This is a genomic window from Candidatus Nomurabacteria bacterium, assembly GCA_020632395.1.
Lineage (GTDB): Bacteria > Patescibacteriota > Dojkabacteria > SC72 > JAHDCA01 > JACKFQ01.
In genome coordinates this window covers 58,463-80,314 of record JACKFQ010000002.1, presented here as the reverse complement: position 1 = coordinate 80,314, position 21,852 = coordinate 58,463, and the positions used below count along the sequence as shown (strand labels likewise).

Below are 21,852 nucleotides of genomic sequence, written 5' to 3'. Positions count from 1 at the left end.
ACTATCTACTAAGAAAATAGTAGATAGTGCTTGTGACCTACACAAGTAATTCACGTATACATAAATATAATTACTATAAATCTGGAATTATATTATTGCCTGGGCTATCATGATAATAACGAACGTCTCTGATCATGAGTGATAAGACATTATCCCTAAAACCAAGCCCAGTAGTTATAGTCAAGAAGATATTGGTGGCTGAAGTACTCGTTGCAATTATTGTGGCGATTTTTACCTTTATCGTTGATTTTATAGCACTTTATGAGAAACTCCCGTTTTCTGACGTCATATCGTCATCCATCTTTAGTATCCTTGTACTTGGTATTTTTCAGATAATCTTTTTAGTAGCTCTCTTCCTCTCTTGGTATTTTGAAAGTTATGAGTTGTATCCCAAAAAGTTAGTTCATCAGAAGGGGATCTTTATCAAATCTAATGATATCCGCCCATTTACTTCGTTGACCTCGATAAGACATAAGGAGGGTATCTTAGGAAGGTGGCTCAACTATGCATCTATCGAATTAGCAGATGCAAAAAACTCACAGATAATCGTTATACCTGATATATTTCGAGCTACTGAGGAGATCGAGAAGATCCAGCAATTTGTTTCAATAAAAGATGTTCCTACAAAAGAAGATAAGAATGAGCTACTAGAGGAACTGATATCCAAAGGAGAAAGCAAGAATCTCGAATTCAAAGAGTCCTTTCGATGGGATAGTAATCAGGGTGCTGTAAACAAGGATCTTGAGCAGATGATCATGAGATCTATTGTTGGGATGTTGAATTCAGAAGGTGGGAAGATCCTGATAGGTGTAAATGATAGGGGAGAGGTTATCGGATTGGAGAATGACCTTAAAACAGTGAAGAAAAAGAATCTTGACGGATTTGAAAATCATTTGACGACGGTATTCTCTAGTTCTATCGGAGCTGAATATTCACAAGATCTTGATGTTTCATTTGAGGTGTCTGATGATGGAAAGACCGTATGTTTGATCTCGATCAGACGTTCTGATGAACCTGTGTTCTATAAAGGTAATGGTACAGAGAAATTCTTTGTTAGAGCGGGTAATTCAACCAGAGAGTTAAATCCCAGGGAATCCTTCAAATATATCAGAACAAACTTCTCCGACTATTCCGGATAATTCGAGTAGCTCTCGGTATCCGTCCATTTCGGGTACTTCGAGTATACTAGGAATTTTGACAATCACTAGCAATCCGACAATTCCGAAGAATTATTGATAAGAAGGAGGAAATGGGGTGTTATTACCTTGTATCGGTTTCTTTGACGGATCTAGATCATCCCTACCTTTCGTCTGACTTGATACATTTCCATATATATCTGTAGATATTGGTTGTTGATCTTTAGTTTCATTCGAGCTAGGGGTTATCTCTGATAGATCTGTATTAGAAGAAGCTATTCTCTGATCTGTTTGGTCATAACTGTTATCACTATCTAGTTTTATAAGATCAGATAGATGCTGATCTACTGTTGTTAGGGTTTCTGAAAGAGTGTTTTGTGGTATTACAGTCTCAGAGGGTAGATCTGTTGATATCGGAGTGTCAGACCGTTGGTCAGGTGGTATTACAGTTTCAGAGGGTAGATCTGTTGATATCGGAGTGTCAGACCGTTGGTCGGCTGGTGTGGATGTTGTAGAAAGTGTACTAACCCCATTAACTGGAGTCAAACTACTCGATCTTAAGTCATCTGATAGACCAGCAGATGGCCTAGATCGTTCCGAGATCTGTTCACCTGTTATTGTACCGTAAGGATTGGTTGACATATCGGGTGTATCTTGCGGTCGTGTCAGCTCTGGAGTAATGCTAGAACCATTACCTGACAACCGTACGGGTACGGTTGTCACGTCCTCACTACTCTTTGTAGAAAGATGATCGGAAACCTCTGTTGGGTTAACCGATCTGGGCTTAATTTTCTTCTTGTGAGATATATTTTTCTGCTTCTTAGCGCCAACTATCCTGTCAGGATGTAGCAATGTAGTTATAGCTTTATCAGTACTATCTATAGCTGAGGATACTGCATGTTCGAGTTTTTTCCCTTGTGCATTGCCTAATAGAGGCTCTTTTTCGATCTCATCACGAAGTTTACGTTCGATATTTTGAAGCTCTTGATCCACCTCAAGTCTGGCTTCATTCAAACGATCTTCGATCTCATCGACCTCTTTACGCCTCCTGAAGAGGAGTAGTATGAAGAATATCACTAACACAAATCCTGTACCCATGCAGATCGTGAGTATGTTTGAGTCTTTGATCTGATCCACTATGGATTGACTCGCTACCGGCGCAAGTGTGTTTTGGATAGTGATATTTGTAATGTCTGAGCTTGCACTTAGAACCCCTCCGGGATTTCGAGAAACTACATAAAGCTCGTGTCCTCCATCGGATATCGCTGTCCGATGGTCAAATAAAAATATACCTTCGTTGTTTACCTGTGCTGTACCGATAAGTTCTCCATCAAGGTATATCAGCACGACGGTACCTCTCTCTCCTGTACCCGATATGGAGAGCATACCGTTTATCTGTACAACACTATCTGCAAATGGTACTTGGATAACAGGAGGTGGTATTCTTATAACGCTGAAAGTTAATGTTTTTTCTGTGAAATTACCAGTTAGGTCGTATGCTCGTACAGTGATGGTATGTTCACCTCCAGTAATCTCCTCAAAAGAGTATGGTGGCGTACTGTCAAAGAAATCTCCTCCATCGATACTTATTGAATATCTACTGATACCGGATCCTTTGTCAGTAGCATTAAATCCGATGATAGGGGCTGTATCGATAGGATTTTCTGCTGACGGTTGTATCACTAGATCCAATGACTCCGGAGAACTTCTATCTACATTGAATGTATATGTCGCGATATCACTGAACTCTTCACCATTGCTCGCTACCACCTTAAAGTAGTATTCTCCTTCAGCGAGATCCTTTAATGTCGTTGTTAGATCTGATACTAGTTTCGCTGGATCTAATGAAGGTTTTGCGTTCTTGTCAGTGGTCAGTAAGAAACTGAACTTTGTTGCTCCTGTAGGCTTATTCCATTTCATTACGATCTGGTCTGCAGATGTCCAAGTACCTGATTCTCCGATCTCTGATGTTATCGTGGGTGTAGGAATAACTACTGCTGAAGGGGGTCTTTCGATAATGTTGATGGTCAGACCTGAAGATGAACCCATGACATTTGTACCTAATCCATCATTTGCAAGTATCTTTGAACTACCATTATCGATATTGAGAGTTGTTGTACCGGCTTTTGCAGCACTAAATGTTAGATTCATAAGTCGACCTGCTGATCCGGAATAGCCCGGATTGGCAAGACCACATGTTACTGTAGCTTCACTTGCTGTCAGAGTCGGATTTACGATAAAAAGCGTACAAATTGTCCCGCTACTTGTAGCAGATATCGGAAGGATCATATTTGAGTCATATGTCACACGTGCTTGATATGAATTTGTGGGTTGTCCCCCAGAATTCACATTTACGGTGACAGTAAAAGAAGCTGTCCGGTAAACAGTTTTACTAGGTGTGTCTAGAAAGAGAGATGCGGCAGCAAATGCCGTAGAAGGAAATACCATCAGTAGTATTAAAGCAGAGATTGTTGTGAACATCTTTTTCATTATTTATTCTAGTCTATTTAATACATATCAACCTGTCCAGTAGAACATCATTAAACTAAAGTCTACCAGATCTACTTTACTATCTGCATTCACATCGGCTCGATGATTTGCTGGGTTAGGCTTTTTCCAATAGTACATAAGGATACTAAAATCTGTAAGGTCAACGTGTTTATCACAATTAAGATCAGCGATCCTACACGATTTGACCTCAAATGCTTCCTCTTGTGTAAATATACTAGTATATCCACCCTGTACAACCTCTTTTGCATAGGCGATATGTGGTCCGACATTCAATTTATAGATGCGTGTATCCATTTTATAAGTCCATTTGCCATCCTCGTCCGTCTGTACTACAAAACTATGGTCATTTGAACCCTCGATAAAAAGAGTAACCTGAGAGTAGGGGTGTGCAGAGCCTTGTAGATTAAGGAAATCTCCTTGAAAGAATGTTCTTGGTGCGATGTCGAAGGTTGTAGGGATGGTAACGTTACTAAATATCAGATTCATATCGTTTAAGGAAGTAGCCTGAAAAGTAAGAGATTGTGTGTCGCGTAAACTCTGATCTTGAGCATAAACGGAGATGTTGTATAAAGTAGCTCCTTGTAGACCAGCGATCAATTTGTAAAAATTCCCATTAACATCAGCGACAGTTGTACCAGCGACACTCCCATTGAGCAAGATCGTCACAAATGCATTGGGAGATGTATACCCATAAAATTCAAAAGAAGAACTGAATGAGATAACTGTGACAGAAGTTGTAGTATTTCTATTTGCAGGGATAGGGGCGATATTCACTGAATCATAGACCGTTGTACCACTACTGTCATCGGCGATCTCAACTTTTACGATCGCTGATTGGCCTGTAGGGGGATTTGTTGTGGTAATACCTGATATCGTGATCCCCGAACCCTGTATAGCACTCACACCTGTTATGAACACCTGATTTCCGAGAACAGAATAGATAGGTGTGCCTCCTGTCCATCCGACACTTGAAGTTGCTGGTGTGACATCAGAGTAGTTTGCAAATGTGATTATTATATAGTCAGTAGGTATGATCTGATGACCGCTAAGCGGAGTTAGAAAACCGATACTATGAACAACTCCGGGAGCAGAAGGTGCTGTAGATGATACGAAGTCTCCGGCACCCAGAAGGGTTAGCGCATTGGTGATTTTAGGATCGACTAACATCATCAGCAAGGCTAGTACTGGAGACAGTAACAGTACTAGCAACCTATGACCATATTGTCCAGGCTTATCATTGCCGCTTATCATGATGGAGCAGATATTTTAATAGACTGCCCTTTACTTCCCAACGAGGGCTTTTGCGGCTTTCTTGATCCTAGCTCTACCTTTAACTATCAGAAGAACAACTGCAAGGATACCTACGCCGACTCCCAGACCGACCTTCCATGGAAACACTGTAAAGGTTATCGAATCAGTAAGGACTTCTTGTGAACCGCTACCATAATTTACAACGAGAGTTGCTGTATATCTACCGATCAAGTTCTTCTCATCCCATGAGAGATCTGCACGCCTCTCAAAACCAGGCAAGACCCTTTTATCCTTAGGGATCTCCAGTTGACCAACTTCATCACCGCGTAAATTCTTGATAGTAACAAAACCTGCTGGTATGACATGTACATTCCCATTATTTTTGAATAGTAGGCCGAAATCGATAGGTCCGTATTCGCTAAATGAAGGAGCAGAGAATTCAGATACGGATAATTCTTCTTCGATATCTCCAGAGATAGCCATCAAGACTAGTGAACCTCGATCATTCCCAACTGCAGAACCAGTGACATCTTGTGTTCCTCCGGAAAGAGATGCAACTATTGAACCGTAGTGTCCACCGGGCTCTGCATTTGAAGGTACTGCAAATACTACATCTACGATAACTTGTTCTAATGGTTGGATGGTAAATTCGGATGGTGTGATAGTTGTCCATGCTGCAATCGAAAAAGTGCTATTTTCACCCGGTTCTGAAAGGACTACCTGTCCCTCATCTCCAATAGGTGCAAAATCCTCAACTTTCATCGAGACTGTCAGAGGTGCATCAGTAGGATTGTATACTTTGAGAACATCAGTTTTAGTATCTCCTGGATCTGCAGTCAGCTCAAAAGTAGTAGGAGATATCGCAAGACCTACGGTTTCTTCTTGAGCTGATACAAAAGTCGTATACAAAACTGAGCTTGTTAATAGTAAGCTCAAGGATAACAAACCTTTTAATAATGCACCCTTCATAATGATAGACTTAATAACAAAATTATCTTCATCAATCATCGTACAATATTAATTATGTTTAATCAACAAAAGGGAGGGCAAGCCCTCCCTTCGAAATCAACTATAAACTGATCTAGATCAGTAAGTTGGTGTAGCAACGTAGATCAACTCGTTTGAGTATGTACCTGCTGGTTGCGCACCATCGATCGAGATCTGGTATCCAACTTCGATCTCACTACCGCTAACTACTCCACTGTTAGACATGATGACTTCTGGAGTGTCAGTTCCTAAGGTTCCAAATAATCGGTATCCTGCGGTTGCACCATCACTACATGGGTTTGTAGCAACGGCATCTGTGTTTGCCACATCATCAACACAGTATGCAAATCCGTTGTTGGTAGGCGTCGCCCAACCATCTTCGGTTGAAATATCACAAGTTCCATCACACACACCTGCATCGACAGTATCTAATCCTGCGGAGGTTAGATCTCCATCCTGTTGTACAGTTACGCTATATCCACCTGTAGCATTTGTAGATACTAAGAGTCCTTGACAGGCCTCATAGAATGTATCTGCTACAACTGATCCGAAGGAAACGGATGTTGCAGTTGTTGTAACATCACTTGTTCGAGAAGAGCAAGCACCTGAAGCAATACCTGATACTGTAAATGTCAAAGTTTCATCAACCGTAACATCTGCAGTTACATGTGAGAGAACTGCAAGTAGGGTTTTACCTGTGTCTGAAGCTCCAGAGGTGATATCCAAATCATAAACGGATGCGCTAGACGGGTTGTTTATCTGGTTTGTACCTCCTGATGCATTTGTACCGATCTTGATGATCACACAGTGACCGGCGGTGATCGTATCTGTACCTGATGTAAGGGTTATGACATCTGTAGACGTATTCACGTTGACACCCCAGGTCGCACCAGATGCAGTGCTACCAAGTGTCCTAGAAGTCTCGGATGAACATACACCTGCATCGAGATCCATGTCGGCAAATCCTACACCTGTCAGGTCGTATGCATCACCAGTATCGTCAAAGGTTAAAGTGATCGTGCCAGCTACGGTAACACCGCTTGTAGCTACGAATCGTATCTCATGATTCGAGTTTGCAGAGAGTCCAGAATCTGAGACTGTATCCTTCACACTTGTAAGTGCTGCTGCTTCAGCGGAACCTACTAATGCTGAGAGCATTGGTGTGAGGACTAGAGCCAGGATCGCTAGGATCCGGATTGTTTTCTTGTCCATTATTGGGCAGTAATATAAAAAATAATATAAACAAGTCCATACTATATCTACTATATAGTACAACTCCATTAGAACATGCTTAAAATCGAGTGTCAAGGGGGATTTGCTAAGACTTCTTGTGTTTACGGGTCTTTCTATGTCTAGATGTTGTGTACTTGGAGAGTAGGATGATCAGGGACGTTACTATTGCAACGAATGTGATGAACATCACGGCAGGATCTAAATTATCACCAATAGAGATAAAAAATATACTACTGCTATTGATACCTCGATCTGATATCAGATCCATCTGTGCTGTATACAAACCAGGTCTGATCTTTGAAGAAGCAACTAGTTCGAGGGATTCAGTCTCACCTGGCAGTAGACGAGTTTTGGGTACTTTTATCTCGGCGATCTCTTTTCCCAGAATAGACCTGATCGCTACAACACCAGAAATTTCTTGATAAAATGAATCATTATTAGTAAGTGCGGTATCGAAGTACTGTTTTAATTCACTATTTGAGTCGACATATCTGAATTCTTTTATCTCCGGAGGGATCTTTGAACTTTCCTCACCCAACACATTTACTACAAGAAGGCTCCCTATATAAGGAACGACCCTTGCACTTTCTGGGAGGTAGAAATCTGAGGGCATTACTGGTTGAAAAAGTATTGTGCAGAAATATGTACCAGGTTCAACCTCAATTGGTACAGAAACATTGAATTCCTGATACTTGATATCGTCGCCATCAATTATTATCGGGGTTTTGTCTAATTCGACCCAATCGGATGCATCCCATAGCTCTATTGAATAGGTAGAAAGATCTGTGGATGGTGGTGAATACTCCATGACTTCAGTAAATATCGGGACTGGATCGGGAATTGTTTTGCCAACACCGATCCTCCCTAGAACCTCCTCTCCAGCTTCTATATCAATTATTGCTATTGCGGGTTGTATGCTTAAGCCAATCGGATGTTGATCTTGGATTTTTTGTGAATAGGTTTCTGTTGGATGAGCTAGTGAGTATAGAGCCAAAATGGTTATCAAGAGCAGATATGGTTTGGATATAATGAGCAGATCGTTAAATATCGTAAAGGCTCTAAATATCATGCCTAAAACATTCTTAATATAGTGGAACTCATTTGATTGTAGCGGTATTTGTTTGTACATATCTGGAGTGTGAAAGGATGTTGAATATCTGTGAGAATGTAACTCTCCTAAAAATTAGGTATAGCTATGAACACTATATCCGTACTGTATGGTCCAGCAGCTTGTCCTCCATCTGCGGTAACCCTCAGAGTGATATCGAACTGTTGATTGATCAATGCACCTGTTGTTCCTGTGATATTTGTCGTGTGATCTGCTACTGGAACACCAGGACCTGCGTTGAGAAAACCGCTATATTTGGGACCTCCATTGGTAAATCTATCAGCCATACCACCAGTAAGATTATTGTCCGAGGTTGTGTAGCCAAAACCTGTTCCGGACCATGTGGTTGGTACACTATTGGTTCCTGAATAGTTGGGTATCGTATAAGTAGGAGAGAGAGTATTGGTGAATGGTTGAGTGGTATATATGTAGGTAGTGTATCCTTCATGGGCGTTTGTTGAAGCTGAGGTTTGTATTGCTTGAGTGTCTGTCCAAGAGTTAGCGAAGTTGAGATTAACAAAGCTGATCGACGAATTATTGAGGCTGAAAGCGAAGGTTGGGAGAACTGTAAAACCATCCGATGACGTAGGAGATCCAGTGTTACCAGCATTATCGACACCCCTTATTGATAGGTAATAATCCAATCCGGTACGAAGATGTCCGATACCTGTGATCGTAGCAGTATGGTACTCAATCGGACCTTGATACTCAAGATTGTCCGATGTGAAGTTATCCATATAGTATGTACCAGATGTTCCATTGTCACGACCATAGATCATCCCAAATCTCATTTTATTGATCGATAATAGTGAGGTGTCGGTTGTGGCAGTAGTGTATTCTATATTGTTGACAAACATTGATAGATAGCTGTTGGTACCTGCAAACCAGTGAATTTCCACGTCGACCCATCCGCTTGAGGTGATTGATACATTGGTAGTGGAATGATTCCCAACAAGTTCTGTGGCTTTGAGGTAGTAATTACTGCCATCATTCCCTATCTTTATCTCGGCATATGGTGTTATTGTGTCCATTAATTGCCAAAATACAAATTCTTCACCACTTCCAATAGTTAGATCGACGAGATTAATATATACTCGTGCATGGTAATTCGTCTGGCTTGATAGATCGTCCTGTACATATAAAGCTGTAACATCATCGATCAAATACGATACAGAGTAGTTTCCAGTATGTGACTTATGTGGAACAACCGTTAGATCACCTCCATCTGTTGATAATGTATCCCATGGTATTAGATCTCCTGTTTCAAATCCATCATTAAAGAGATTCCCATTGTCAACTGCTTCGGTCCAATTCTCGACATCTGTTCCACCTGGAGAAGTACCCAGAGCGTATTCCCAATGTGATATCCCAGATAATGCATCGGTGAATCCACTCCAACTCCCTATAAAAGTCGATAGGGAACCATCGTTGATATCTGAATCGTTCAAATATATTTCACCATCGAAAACAGAACCTGCAAGTGGTCCCGCTAGATCTACACCATAATCGATCTCACCTTCAGGATTCGCTTCGAATGAAACCCAATTTGAGTACGCGGAGGAGTCATCTTTAATCCTGGCTTGCCAATGATAATCATCATTGTTAAGACCAGAAATGGTAGTCTCAACCGTTACTGGCGATCCGGAATACAATACACCTGATCCACAGTTCGTTTCCGTATTTGTAAAGTTTGTTCCAATTGGTTGATTCTCGACACAAAGTTGTAGAGTATCACCTGAGTCATAATCAGAAGCTAAGGCTGTAAATTTAATACTGTTTTCATTTACCCATACACCGATTGGTATTGATATACTATTTGTGCTTCTCTTTTGGTCCATGCTTGAGGGGTTGTCAGGATTTGTATTAGTTACTGATGCGGTAGAAATTTGAGGGTAGAGTGTATAATTCATAGTGATACCATTATCATCGACTAACCTAAAGCAATAGTTTGTAGATCCCACTGCCCCGTTGTTCTGAATTACCCAGTCCCACTCAGATCTGTCACCAGTACTTATTGCATTAGGGTTGGTGCCACTCATGGCTCCGTTTTCTATATATGTTTGTTTGATATTTGAATTTGTTAGTAGATTTGTACTTAATGTAACACCATCCGTTACAGATGCGTTATTGTATCCGCGCCAAATTCCAGATCCACCGCTAGAGTCAACATCGGTCCAACCAGAAGCATTCGGACAATCACTCGAAGCCACATACTGTAATTTTAGTGAGAATGCAGATGCGTCTATCGTATCAGCGGCTTGAGTCCCTACCCTTAACCTAACTACATCGTTGATTGAGATACCAGAAATATTTGTATTTTCTGAAGAAAGTGCTGTGTCTGGTTCTGAACTATCTTTATTTTCATAGAAACGGTATTTATCCTGATCAAAACCAACATTGGCAGCATGAAATATCCCAGATGATTCCAAAACAAAATATGAAAGATTTTCGGTATTACCTGTCTGCTCTGTATCCGTTATCTCATCTTCCATAACAGCTAGATCAATATTTGTTGTTGAGAGTATACTATTCCCATACATATTCACACTTGGACCATCAGATCCGCTTATTCCGTTTTGAGATACTATCGCAACGGTCGGAGTACTCGAGAATGGAGTGGAGAATGAAACTGTGTAAGGAGGATTTTCTTCGATACGATCAACAGGTGCTGTAGTTGTTTGGTTCGCTTCATACTCAATGTCACCATTATTTAGTGTCCCATGTCCACTTTCCACAACAAGGACACTGATAGTCTCATTATTACGACTCGTATTGGAATCTTCAGCTACATGCTTACCAGTTATTAATGATGAACTACTTGGTAATGTCGCATTTGCACCACTTCCCTTAGCATAAAAATATGAAAAGTTTGTGTCATTATAAGACTCAATACTGCCTAAAACAGCAGGGCTTGTGTAAGAATTTGTGTATGATTGGGTCTCTCCTGTATATCCAGCTGTTTTACCATCTGTCACAGTAGATAGATATTTAAAGGCCTCGAACTTGATCTCAGGTGTGTCATAAGCTCCCTCATCGACTACAATCCAATGGATAGTTTCATTAGTCGCCAATGTTGATGATCCGGGTTCTTGGAGGCGTACTTGTGCACTTGTAGAACTAACATTGTTGATACGGCATGTTAGCGCATCAGCATCTCCATCGCCCTCATTTCCAATGTTATGATTGTATTCAGCTGAGCAAAAGAATACGGGGTTTGCATATGATTTAGAGAAATTTACTGTTGTCCAAGCTGTGTCAGTTACCGAACTTTGCGTTCCCCACTCCATAGTTGGGGCAAGGGGAAGTCCTGCAGATTCAAGTATGATCTCTGGAAAAACATTGTATTGGTTCAGTTCTTCTGTATTTGCCGTGTCATACAGCCGTAAACAGTATGTACTGCCTGTCAATGCCTGATCTGATATCCTGACAGTGTATTCTAATTCTGTGTAGTAAAGGTTGTTCAGAGGGCCGATACTCCCAGTAGTATCTGAGAGATCTCGACCTTCACCAGTAGTAAAAGAGTAACCATCAATATTTGCAAATAACTGTGACGTTCCTTGACCATCTGAAGTAATGTTACTTGAATCGTACATATTGATCTCATCTGTTGATGAATTTGCAACTCCTGTCCATCCTGTGACACTTGAACAACTTGTTTCTGCACCTTTATCAGCGAACTGAAGTTCATAGTTTCGGGATGCAGATTCTGCACCTGTTCCGATATTTGCAACGGCAATACGGATCCTGTAGTTCTCGTATTTAAAGAAAGTAATGCCTGTACTTGTATCTTCAGATGCTAACCATCCTCCATCACTATTCAGAGCGGTTGAGTCATCTCTCCACCGGTAATGGCTCTGTTGAGTGATTGGGTCTGAAACTGTTAAGGAATCTAAGTTTAATCCCTGTAAGCCCATATATCCTGCAGTATAAACTGCGGTAGAGTTTGATGCTTCGTTTATCTGTGTTAACTCAATATAATCCGTATTTGTCAAAGAATTTGCTATTAGACCACCGGATGAACCACTACTATAACTGTTGTTTCCACCTTGTTCTCCTCGATTAAACGCTCCTGAAGAACCGTAAGGATAAAGACCCGAATTCTTTTGCCACTGGAGGAATTGAGTTTCTCGAACACTACTTCCTGTTGGTTTTAAAGCATACATAGAGTGTAAAAACAGATAATCTCCATTTTGGTTGATATTTATCCTCTCGGTATAAGTTGGATCGTGAGTAAATGAACCATTATCTTCCTCTAAGGTGTTATCCCAAGTTACAGCAGTTTGTGATGTGCTAAGATCTTGACCACCTAAAGTTTCATCTAATCGGATATATTCAGCATAATCAGGAAGTTTTACAGCGGTTAAGCCTGTCTCTGAAGCTTTTGTACTATTGTATTGGGGGTTGGATGTTGATTCAAGACGATATTCAAGATTAAGGATTTGATTTGTAGAGGATGTTTCGATAATACCAATCCAAGACACCATCCCATCATTTGTACCATCTGTTCCTCGAATATAGGTGGTTGTTCTAGTTCCATTAATTTCAGTATCAGAAGCACCAAGTGTTAGTCTCGCTTCGTTATTTACACGAACTGTTCCAGTAGTAGCAAATCCTACATTGTAGGTGATCAGATAATGCCCAACATCCTTTAGTGTAATATCTGCACCTGATCTCGAATAACCTGTACTATCTAATTCATCATCTGTGGCAAAGGAAATATCTGTCCAACTATTATTTGTTGGTACACTCTGGTTCGTAGTGGGTCTTGTGCGGATATAGTAGTAATCATCGTTTAGTTTCAGTAAATCTATCCCTGACTTATTTGCTCTTCGGCGTGATGTTGCTGATGATGAATCAGTCCTTTGCATTTGAAGACGTATATCGTCTCCTGCATTTACTTCGATTATAGCAGCACCAGAATTATACGCCTCATAATTGTTGGCAGTGAAACGGTTATATCCTTGGCCACGACCGTAGATAAGATTTGTCGTATCATTGATACGTAACCATGATTGAAGTTCATTCCTCAAATTGTCACCGCTATTGGCTTCGGTTGGTACCGAATACATAACCAGATAATGACCTGCGTCAGCGAGGTCAATATCTATTCCGTTACCTTGTAGGGTGAATGTAGAAGATGAAGCAACCGTGGTATCCCAGTTTAGATTTGTGACGGTAGTATTTATTAGGTCCAATCCTGTTGACTCTCTATATGTTGCAAAATCACCAATTGCATCGGAAGCTATATGCCATTGACGAGGTTCAATATACCCATCCAGTTTCAAGGGACCTAATAGAAACATCTCAGGACTGATATATGGTGGTTTGTAACTATATTTAACTGAGATTTTTTCGCCTACCGGGATATCAACGTTCCAAGATAGTGTTTTGTGATCAGTGAGTATCTCAACGAAAGCGTCTGTTTCAATTTCACTAAAGATCTTGGGAACATGTTCCTTGATCACACCTTTATATCCTGTTTTTGAAAATACTGTGATCTCCGTTTCATATCTTGAGGCAGGGTATATTCTAGTGGGAGCATTTCTTGTAATGACAAATGCTGGATCATTTTCTATTCTAAAGGAGCTTTCAACCTTCGTGTTAATCTCGGGATGTGTGATCTTAGCATTAAGTATGTATGTTCCAGGCTCTGTGGTATCCGAAAATGAAAGGAGGTAGTCGGGAAGGTAAGTTACTGAATGTGGAGCACAAGATTCCGATCTTTGGATTGAGTCGTTTTCAGTACTATAACTAGACATCGTACCTGTTGGTGATGTTATCACGAGGTCAATATCAGCATCACAAATAGTTGTTCCTTCGGTATTCAATACAGACATATAAAGATCAACAATCTCGTTTGGTCTATATGTTGATTGAGGAGAATTTATCGCAACAACACCCCAAAGAAAATCTTGATTTAGTTCGATCGGAGGTGTGCCTTCCTTTTCTACTGTTACAGAGAGTGAGTATTTGCCTGGTCGCATTTCTGAACTACTTGGGATCACAATATTCGTAGTTCCATCAGGAAGAAGAGTTATCTCAGGTGCTTCTGAATATTCTACTCCAGTTGAATCTCTCACAACTGTATTTACAGAGTACTCATTTATCTCTAAATGTCTTTCTCGCGCTATTACACTATTGATGATCTTATTAGTCCCTGTATCTTTTTCAAAATATATTAATTCTAATGAAACGTTTTCTTCAGCGGCAAAGTCAACCTTTTCTAGGGAAATTTCTGGGTCAGTAATTGTATTTAACGAAGATGGGTCAGTAGTAGGGTTTGGTGCTGTTGAAAATTTTGGAATACTACTATATTCGTCAAATAGTCGTGGACTTGCAGTTTCAGAATCATAGATGATTGCTCGAATACAATAATCTGTTTCTGTTCTGGCATTTCTTGTGTCAATTGGAATAGAGATCTGTAGGCTCTCGGATCTAGGGATGATTGTTGTCAGAAAAGCCTTGTTACTAGCTATTGTTTCTACTTTAACGCAACCACCAGAGGTGCAAGCGGTATCATTTTGATCTAATAGGTATTCTGAAGTTGAATCGATCACAGGATTTTCCCACCAAGAAACTTCCGAATGCTCATCGATAGTTTTCCAGTCGAGTTCTTGAGAGTCGCAATTTTGGGTCGAACTTGCAAACTGGAAACCGATATTTTTAGTTGTTGAAGAATGATCTGAACGGTTCTCAATTTCCACATATAGGATTGCTCTTTGTCCTACATTCAAAACTAAATTGTCGTAGTTAATAGGGGTAATATTGTTGTCATCTGCAAGTGTATCCCATAAATATCTATTCTGTGCTAGTTTGGGCTCTTTTATCTGGAATACGACATCTACTGTAAGTGTGCTGATACTCCATGAGTTTGGGATTACTGAGTCAGAGTTGTTCAAATTTTCACTACTTGTAAGTGTAATTTGTAAGTTTTTTACATCATCACAGACCCAAGGTTGTCCGTCATCTTTGTTTGGGGTTTTTATAGTGAACACACCTTCGATCGCGCTGACAGTAGTAGAGAATTGATCATTTAGGCGTACGATATATGTAGAATCGGTCGTTGTTTGGGCGTTGACAAGTATCTCTTGGATAGGCCCGGTACATTCTTCTGTAAGAGCATAGCTGAGTTGAAGGGAAGAACCTGATTCTTGAGTACTGGTATTATTAGTGGCATCAAATAACGCACCTGGATCAGTGAGATCCCAACCCTGTGATCCGAGTATCTCAGCAAGCTGTAGTCTCTCGGTTTTAGCAACAATCGAGGGAGAAATTGCAGAGCGGACCGTGATGAGTAATAGTATTACGATAGAAACGAAAATTGAAATTCTATACAAGGAACTTATTTGTGTTATTTTTTGTCGTTTATACATTTCGCATATTTTGTATAAATACGATTTGAGTAAGAGATTATGAGAACATATGATTCTGATATCGTTTAGGTTGTTTCTTGATCAGAGTTCAAAGAATACGTTTTGTGAGTATAACCATTTGGTATCTTGTTCACAACATATATCAGTCAATTGATTACAGGCGCTCTTCACCCTTATGATAGTGTATCAAAGCATTCGTATGAATAGAATCACTAAGTAATATTTGGGTCATGGTTAATATTATTTAATGATACAATGAATTACTTATGAAACTGAACGGGATCACCGAATATCATGCCAAATATTTAGCTGCAAAGATCCGTCGGAGATTTCCGATGGATGATTTCAACAGGCTAACTAATGCAATATATGATTCAAATATCGAAATATATCCGCACCAACTCTCTGCTGCAGACTTTGTTCTCAACTCTCCTCTTTCGAAGGGAGCGATACTAGCTGATGAAATTGGAATGGGAAAAAGTGTTGAGACAGGTTTGGTGCTCTCAAATCTTAAAAATCATGGAGAGAAGAAATTTCTCATAATCGCTCCTGTGACAGAAATTACTATGTGGAAGGTCAACCTCCAGAGGTTATTCGGCTTTGAGAGTATGGTTATAACGGAAAGAAAATTGGTTGAGCTAAAAAAGTTGGATAATGCAAATCCGTTAGATGTTGATCCGATTGTGATCTGCTCATACAAATTTGCTTATGAACGGATGAATCTACTGGAGAAGGTAGAGTGGGAATTCATTGTGGTCGATGAAGCTCATAGGTTAAAGAATATATATGATATCCGTAGTGCTATCGGTGATAGTATATCTTTTTTTGTCAAACCGTATCCAAAATTACTCATCACATCAAATCCATTCCAAAGCACTATGAAGCGTCTTTTTAGATTGGGTAATCTTGTGGATAAATACGCCTTCGGTGATAAACGAAGTTTTAATTATCAGTTCGTCAGTATCACCGATGATATCGACTATGGAGAGTTATCCAAAAGGTTGAGACCGGTAATGATCCGTACTCCTCATCATCGTGCAAAAGATTATATCGGGAAGGCATTTCGAAGGGAGATCTTGTTGAGTTATAAACCATCAGCATTAGAATCAGATTTCATAACGGCAGTAAATAATTATTTCATTAATACTTCAAAGTTTGGATTACCTAGTGAGAAAGAGAGCTTACAGGCATTAGCATTGTATAAACAACTTGTAGTATCACCAAAGATTGCGATGGGAGGCTTGGGGTACATAGATGCAGCTCTAAAGATAGTTCGTCAAGCAAAAGATCCTTCAACTTCGCTCATCCGTAAGTTTAAAAATGATATTGAAACACTTTCCTGGATCGATGATGAATGGTACAGAAAGAAGGATGGGGGCAAGCTTGACGCAACTAGCAAGAAGAATATCAAACGCGCTGTTGATAAAGAACAGAACGATCTGTTGATAATGCGAGAGTATGCTTTGAGCATCAAAAAGGATTCGAGGATAAATGCATTGGTAAACGGTTTGAACAAAGCAGAGCGAAGTTTAAAACGAAAAAGTGGACGAAAGCATTATATTATCTACACGGAATCCAAACAGGCACAGAAATACATTGCATTTATGTTGCATGATCGCGGGTTTAGCAATATATATACCATCAATAAGCGAAATCAAGACAAAAGATCCCTCGAGATATATCATCGATTCATCAACAACAAGGAAAATCACTATCTTCTCACTGGTGATGAGTTGATAGACCGGAGAACTGCGATCATAAATGAGTTCCAATCCAAAGGTGAATATCTAGTCGCAACTGATCCCGGAATGTCCGAACAGGTACTAAAAAAGTGTGATGTAGTGGTGAACTACGACCTTCCTATCGATCCTTACCGTACTGAATGGAGGATCTCGAGGGTAAGTGGCCAGTTCAATAACAATGACATCTTGGTACTCAATATTGTCAATGAAGCGAATGAGTTTGAAAAATGGAATTATCAGATCCAATCCGAGAACTTTGAAATATTCTCAGGTAAACATGGAAGATCCGATAGAGCGATAGGATCAATTGGTGTCGGAACCGATTATGCGATGGAAGTTTTCAAGTTCTTTATGCAAACACATACAGTACATCTCATGGACCAGCCTTTTAGGAAGATATCTGTAGAGATAAAAGACGCAGTATCGAGATCGATGAACAATTACTACAATAGATTAGTGATCAAGTCAGCTCAAACAGAGAAGCGACTGACCAAAAAGATACTTGATAGGTATGATGAGAGTATCACCGAATTGAAAAAAAGCTTGACGATAATATCCGCAGTTGTTGTTGGAGATAAAGGAACTGTCACGACTCGTGGTGCCGGTTACTTAAATCTTCGACGTAAACCGCTTGTCATGAAAAAAGAAGATCTGGGGATCTACGGATTTGATGAGACACTGCGAGGGGATAGGCGAAAATTTTATGTAAATAAAGGAATAGGAAAAAAGATATTAGATAAAGCATATAGAGGAAAACTACCAGTGCATCATCTAAAATTCAGATACGCCTCAGTAAAACCCCGGTTTGATTCTCTTAAAAAGTTAAAAAAGAGCAGAGGTTTTCTTGAATTGAAACTTGTCACAGTTAGAGGTATGCAGATTGAAGACTATCTGATATTTAACGCAATTACTGATGACGGACAGATCCTATCACAGAAACAGTGTCACGATCTGATGCACCTGAGTGCAAAAGATCTGGGAGGTTTTCGGGGTAGGATCGACTTGAGGAAGGTTTTTTTACATAACAAAGAGCAATTGATAAAAAAACTTCAAGAACGCGACACTATCTACATGGAAGAACTTTCAAGGAAACTGGAGATATGGCTTAATGATAGGGTCTTGGTTCACAGGAGAGATCTCCGTCTGATCATGACTGAGAAGCGAAAACTACACAGGAGATGGATGAATTCCACTAGGGAACGCAGAAAAGAAAAGTTGGAAATGCAGTTGCTAGAAGTTGGTGTTTTACGCAGAAAGAAGATGCGATACATAAGAAAGATCAGGAATTATTCGACATTGGAGAAAGATGATATGTTAGGTAGGCTTTCATCCTCAATGGAGTTAAAAAGTAGTTCCCGCAACCTTTTCACGATCAGATGGGAGTTGGTTTAAGCAGGTCGATCAGGGATCCTTGCATATATCGCTTGACTACTACAGCGTCTATCAATAATATGGATATATACACATAGTGTGGATAAATTTATCAGACAAATCCAATGACACAATTTCGTGATTGGAAGAAAACATACGAGGGCTTCACCCTGATCGAGATCCTCGTAGTCGTAGGTTTGATCGCGATCCTGGCAGCCGTCACGATCGTTGCTATCAACCCTGCGAAGAACTTCGAGCAGACGCGAGATGCTCAGAGATCAGCAGACGTTACAGCTATTTTGAACGCTGTTACACAGTATACTTCAGAGGAAGGTCAGACAATCGAGACCTTGTTAGCCGCAATAGGAAGTCCTGACATAGATGAAACGGGTTTGGATGTAGATACCGATGGTAATCGATCTGAAGGTATGCTGTGTTCTCTCCTTGCTGATGGTATAAAGAAGATCGGAAAAGGAGTAGATACTTATCTAACAGCTACGACTCCTGACCTTGATGGTTCAGGAGTAAGTGATGCCCTAGAGTATGTAGACCTAGAGCAGACGAATGTGCTTGTAGATGAGTATATTGTAACCATTCCTGAGGATCCATCTCAGAGTACAACATGGACAACTTTAACTGATACAGGATACACCTTCTGTGTGACTGCATCAGGACGAGTCACGATCACAGCAGATCCTGAGAGAGCAGCTAGCATCTCAGTGAGTAGGTAATAGCTCGTTGTCAATTTGATTGTAAACAGGCGCCTAAACAGGCGCCTTTTTTTTACGAGAGGAATGATAGAAATATTTAGACTTGACATTTATCCACTTCTGCTAATAACATATATACCAGTAGGTATATTATTTTTTTATCACTGCCCAATGGCAAAAATTCAGAAAACATACGAGGGCTTCACCCTGATCGAGATCCTCGTAGTCGTAGGTTTGATCGCGATCCTGGCAGCCGTCACGATCGTTGCTATCAACCCTGCGAAGAACTTCGAGCAGACGCGAGATGCTCAGAGATCAGCAGACGTTACAGCTATTTTGAACGCTGTTACACAGTATACTTCAGAGGAAGGTCAGACAATCGAGACCTTGTTAGCCGCAATAGGAAGTCCTGACATAGATGAAACGGGTTTGGATGTAGATACCGATGGTAATCGATCTGAAGGTATGCTGTGTTCTCTCCTTGCTGATGGTATAAAGAAGATCGGAAAAGGAGTAGATACTTATCTAACAGCTACGACTCCTGACCTTGATGGTTCAGGAGTAAGTGATGCCCTAGAGTATGTAGACCTAGAGCAGACGAATGTGCTTGTAGATGAGTATATTGTAACCATTCCTGAGGATCCATCTCAGAGTACAACATGGACAACTTTAACTGATACAGGATACACCTTCTGTGTGACTGCATCAGGACGAGTCACGATCACAGCAGATCCTGAGAGAGCAGCTAGCATCTCAGTGAGTAGGTAATAGCTCGTTGTCAATTTGATTGTAAACAGGCGCCTAAACAGGCGCCTTTTTCTTTGAAGCAACAATATATCTACATTTGCTATCGGCTTTGATATTTTCTCGAGAAATAGCTAAACTGTAGAATACTAAAATCTGCCCGGATTCTATATGGCTGAAGTTAAACCGGCCACCACAAAAAAGACATCTGACCAAAAAGATCCAGCTACTGTCGTACCTGTAGCCGATGATACGATTTCAAAAACAGCATCGGTGCAAGGTACTAAGCCTGAACCTGAAGGAGGAAATGTGGTGATCCGTCCCCCTACTGAGAAATCACCAAAGACACGAAAGACTTTGGGTAAAGAGATACAGGCTGAAAAATCCTTGTCGCAGAAAAAAGCAGAAGAAAGGATCAGTTTACTCAGGGAGCGAGAAAACTTCGGAAATCAAGCATATGATCAGATCGTAGACTCGATCGTTGCAGAAGAAAATGAGGATATAAACATCGGAGAACTGCTTGAGAAGATAATTCTCAAAGCAATGCAAGAAAAAGCCTCTGATGTGCATATGGAACCTAGAGCTAATGATCTTCTAGTTCGATTCCGTATAGATGGTATCTTGAGAGATTTTATGCGAGTTGAGAAAAAATATGAGCAAGCACTTGTTTTCAAGATCAAAGTTTCCGCAAGATTGAGAACTGATGAGCATTTTGCACCTCAGGATGGAAAGATCCGATTTATCTTTGGCGACGATGGTAAGGTAGATACTCGTGTTTCGATCTTGCCTACAACTAAGGGTGAGAAGATAGTGATGCGTTTGCTCACTTCTGATGGACAATCTTTTGCATTAGAAGATCTTGGTTTCGATGAATTTACACTTCCTAGGATCGAGAGGAGCTATACTAAACCGTACGGAATGATCGTAGCAGCTGGACCTACCGGTTCGGGAAAGACTACTACTTTGTACTCGATACTAAAGATCATTAGTACCCCTGAGATCAATATTACTACAGTCGAAGATCCTGTCGAGTATGATCTTGATGGTGTAAATCATGTGCAGGTAAATAAGAAAGCAAATCTCACATTCTCAACAGGATTGCGATCGATACTGAGGCAGGATCCGGATGTGATCATGATCGGAGAGATCCGAGATATCGAAACAGCTCGTATCGCGATCAATGCTGCTCTTACAGGACATCTAGTACTTTCTACTATACATACCAACGATAGTATTACGACAATCCCTCGTCTGATAGATATGGGTATTGAGGAATTTCTTGTAGCTTCGACGTTAAATGTCGTTGTAGCCCAACGTCTTGCACGACGACTCTGTCCTCATTGTACAAAGAAAGAGGTATTCACAAAGGAAAACAAAGCCGAGATCGGTAAGATGAGACCGGATATTGCGAGACTATTAAAGGCGGGAGAATCGATCTATATCCCGGTGGGTTGCGATAAGTGTAGCGGTACAGGCTATAAAGGAAGGATCGGACTGTACGAGGTTTTGGAGATCGATAAGGCTCTGCGACAGAAGATTTCTGAAGCAGCGACTACGGATGAGTTGTTCGATGTGGCTCGTAAAGGTGGATTGAGCCTAATTGTGGAAGATGGTATCAAAAAGATTCAGAGAGGAATTACTTCAATTGATGAACTACTTCGCGTTACAGCGATCAGAGAGGAATAA

Annotated in this window: 11 protein-coding genes; 5 read left to right on the top strand and 6 right to left on the bottom strand. The window is 40.5% G+C overall.

Annotated elements, in window-relative coordinates; translation table 11 throughout:
* Window positions 1-134: 134 nt before the first annotated feature.
* Window positions 135-1,139: a putative DNA binding domain-containing protein gene (locus H6763_02415; GenBank protein MCB9803661.1), complete on the top strand. Its 1,005-nt coding sequence runs from the start codon at window positions 135-137 to the stop codon at window positions 1,137-1,139.
* A 90-nt stretch (window positions 1,140-1,229) separates the two neighbouring features.
* Here the strand turns inward: H6763_02415 and H6763_02410 are convergent, their stop codons facing one another.
* From H6763_02410 to H6763_02385, 6 genes are all read right to left on the bottom strand, one after another.
* Complete coding sequence (locus H6763_02410; GenBank protein MCB9803660.1) at window positions 1,230-3,617, bottom strand: hypothetical protein; 2,388 nt, start codon at window positions 3,615-3,617, stop codon at window positions 1,230-1,232.
* 36 nt (window positions 3,618-3,653) lie between these two features.
* The gene (locus H6763_02405) at window positions 3,654-4,898 is read right to left on the bottom strand and encodes a hypothetical protein (protein ID MCB9803659.1); all 1,245 of its coding nucleotides are present in this window, start codon (window positions 4,896-4,898) and stop codon (window positions 3,654-3,656) included.
* 30 nt (window positions 4,899-4,928) lie between these two features.
* Complete coding sequence (locus H6763_02400) at window positions 4,929-5,906, bottom strand: DUF916 domain-containing protein (protein MCB9803658.1); 978 nt, start codon at window positions 5,904-5,906, stop codon at window positions 4,929-4,931.
* A gap of 78 nt (window positions 5,907-5,984) precedes the next feature.
* Window positions 5,985-7,097, bottom strand: a complete 1,113-nt coding sequence (locus tag H6763_02395) for a hypothetical protein (GenBank protein ID MCB9803657.1) — start codon at window positions 7,095-7,097, stop codon at window positions 5,985-5,987.
* A gap of 106 nt (window positions 7,098-7,203) precedes the next feature.
* The gene (locus H6763_02390; protein ID MCB9803656.1) at window positions 7,204-8,247 is read right to left on the bottom strand and encodes a hypothetical protein; all 1,044 of its coding nucleotides are present in this window, start codon (window positions 8,245-8,247) and stop codon (window positions 7,204-7,206) included.
* A gap of 47 nt (window positions 8,248-8,294) precedes the next feature.
* A complete protein-coding gene (locus tag H6763_02385) occupies window positions 8,295-15,599 on the bottom strand; it encodes a hypothetical protein (protein MCB9803655.1) in 7,305 nt (2,434 codons plus the stop codon).
* A gap of 266 nt (window positions 15,600-15,865) precedes the next feature.
* Between H6763_02385 and H6763_02380 the strand changes: the two genes are divergently transcribed.
* The 4 genes from H6763_02380 to H6763_02365 all read left to right on the top strand — a co-directional run bounded on the left by H6763_02380 (window position 15,866) and on the right by H6763_02365 (window position 21,852).
* Window positions 15,866-18,733 (top strand): DEAD/DEAH box helicase family protein, encoded by a 2,868-nt coding sequence (locus tag H6763_02380; GenBank protein ID MCB9803654.1) that lies wholly within the window; start codon window positions 15,866-15,868, stop codon window positions 18,731-18,733.
* Between the two features lie 104 nt (window positions 18,734-18,837).
* Entirely contained in the window at window positions 18,838-19,443 is a 606-nt protein-coding gene (locus H6763_02375) for a type II secretion system protein (protein MCB9803653.1), read from the top strand.
* 150 nt (window positions 19,444-19,593) lie between these two features.
* Complete coding sequence (locus tag H6763_02370) at window positions 19,594-20,190, top strand: type II secretion system protein (protein MCB9803652.1); 597 nt, start codon at window positions 19,594-19,596, stop codon at window positions 20,188-20,190.
* A gap of 147 nt (window positions 20,191-20,337) precedes the next feature.
* Window positions 20,338-21,852 (top strand): type II/IV secretion system protein, encoded by a 1,515-nt coding sequence (locus tag H6763_02365; GenBank protein MCB9803651.1) that lies wholly within the window; start codon window positions 20,338-20,340, stop codon window positions 21,850-21,852.

What these genes read in the sequence shown, in the direction of transcription:
- H6763_02415 (MCB9803661.1), top strand. Translation starts at nt 135, where the DNA reads ATGAGTGATAAGACATTATCCCTAAAACCAAGCCCAGTAGTTATAGTC.
- H6763_02410 (MCB9803660.1), bottom strand. Translation starts at nt 3,617, where the DNA reads ATGTTCACAACAATCTCTGCTTTAATACTACTGATGGTATTTCCTTCT.
- H6763_02405 (MCB9803659.1), bottom strand. Translation starts at nt 4,898, where the DNA reads ATGATAAGCGGCAATGATAAGCCTGGACAATATGGTCATAGGTTGCTA.
- H6763_02400 (MCB9803658.1), bottom strand. Translation starts at nt 5,906, where the DNA reads ATGATTGATGAAGATAATTTTGTTATTAAGTCTATCATTATGAAGGGT.
- H6763_02395 (MCB9803657.1), bottom strand. Translation starts at nt 7,097, where the DNA reads ATGGACAAGAAAACAATCCGGATCCTAGCGATCCTGGCTCTAGTCCTC.
- H6763_02390 (MCB9803656.1), bottom strand. Translation starts at nt 8,247, where the DNA reads ATGTACAAACAAATACCGCTACAATCAAATGAGTTCCACTATATTAAG.
- H6763_02385 (MCB9803655.1), bottom strand. Translation starts at nt 15,599, where the DNA reads ATGTATAAACGACAAAAAATAACACAAATAAGTTCCTTGTATAGAATT.
- H6763_02380 (MCB9803654.1), top strand. Translation starts at nt 15,866, where the DNA reads ATGAAACTGAACGGGATCACCGAATATCATGCCAAATATTTAGCTGCA.
- H6763_02375 (MCB9803653.1), top strand. Translation starts at nt 18,838, where the DNA reads ATGACACAATTTCGTGATTGGAAGAAAACATACGAGGGCTTCACCCTG.
- H6763_02370 (MCB9803652.1), top strand. Translation starts at nt 19,594, where the DNA reads ATGGCAAAAATTCAGAAAACATACGAGGGCTTCACCCTGATCGAGATC.
- H6763_02365 (MCB9803651.1), top strand. Translation starts at nt 20,338, where the DNA reads ATGGCTGAAGTTAAACCGGCCACCACAAAAAAGACATCTGACCAAAAA.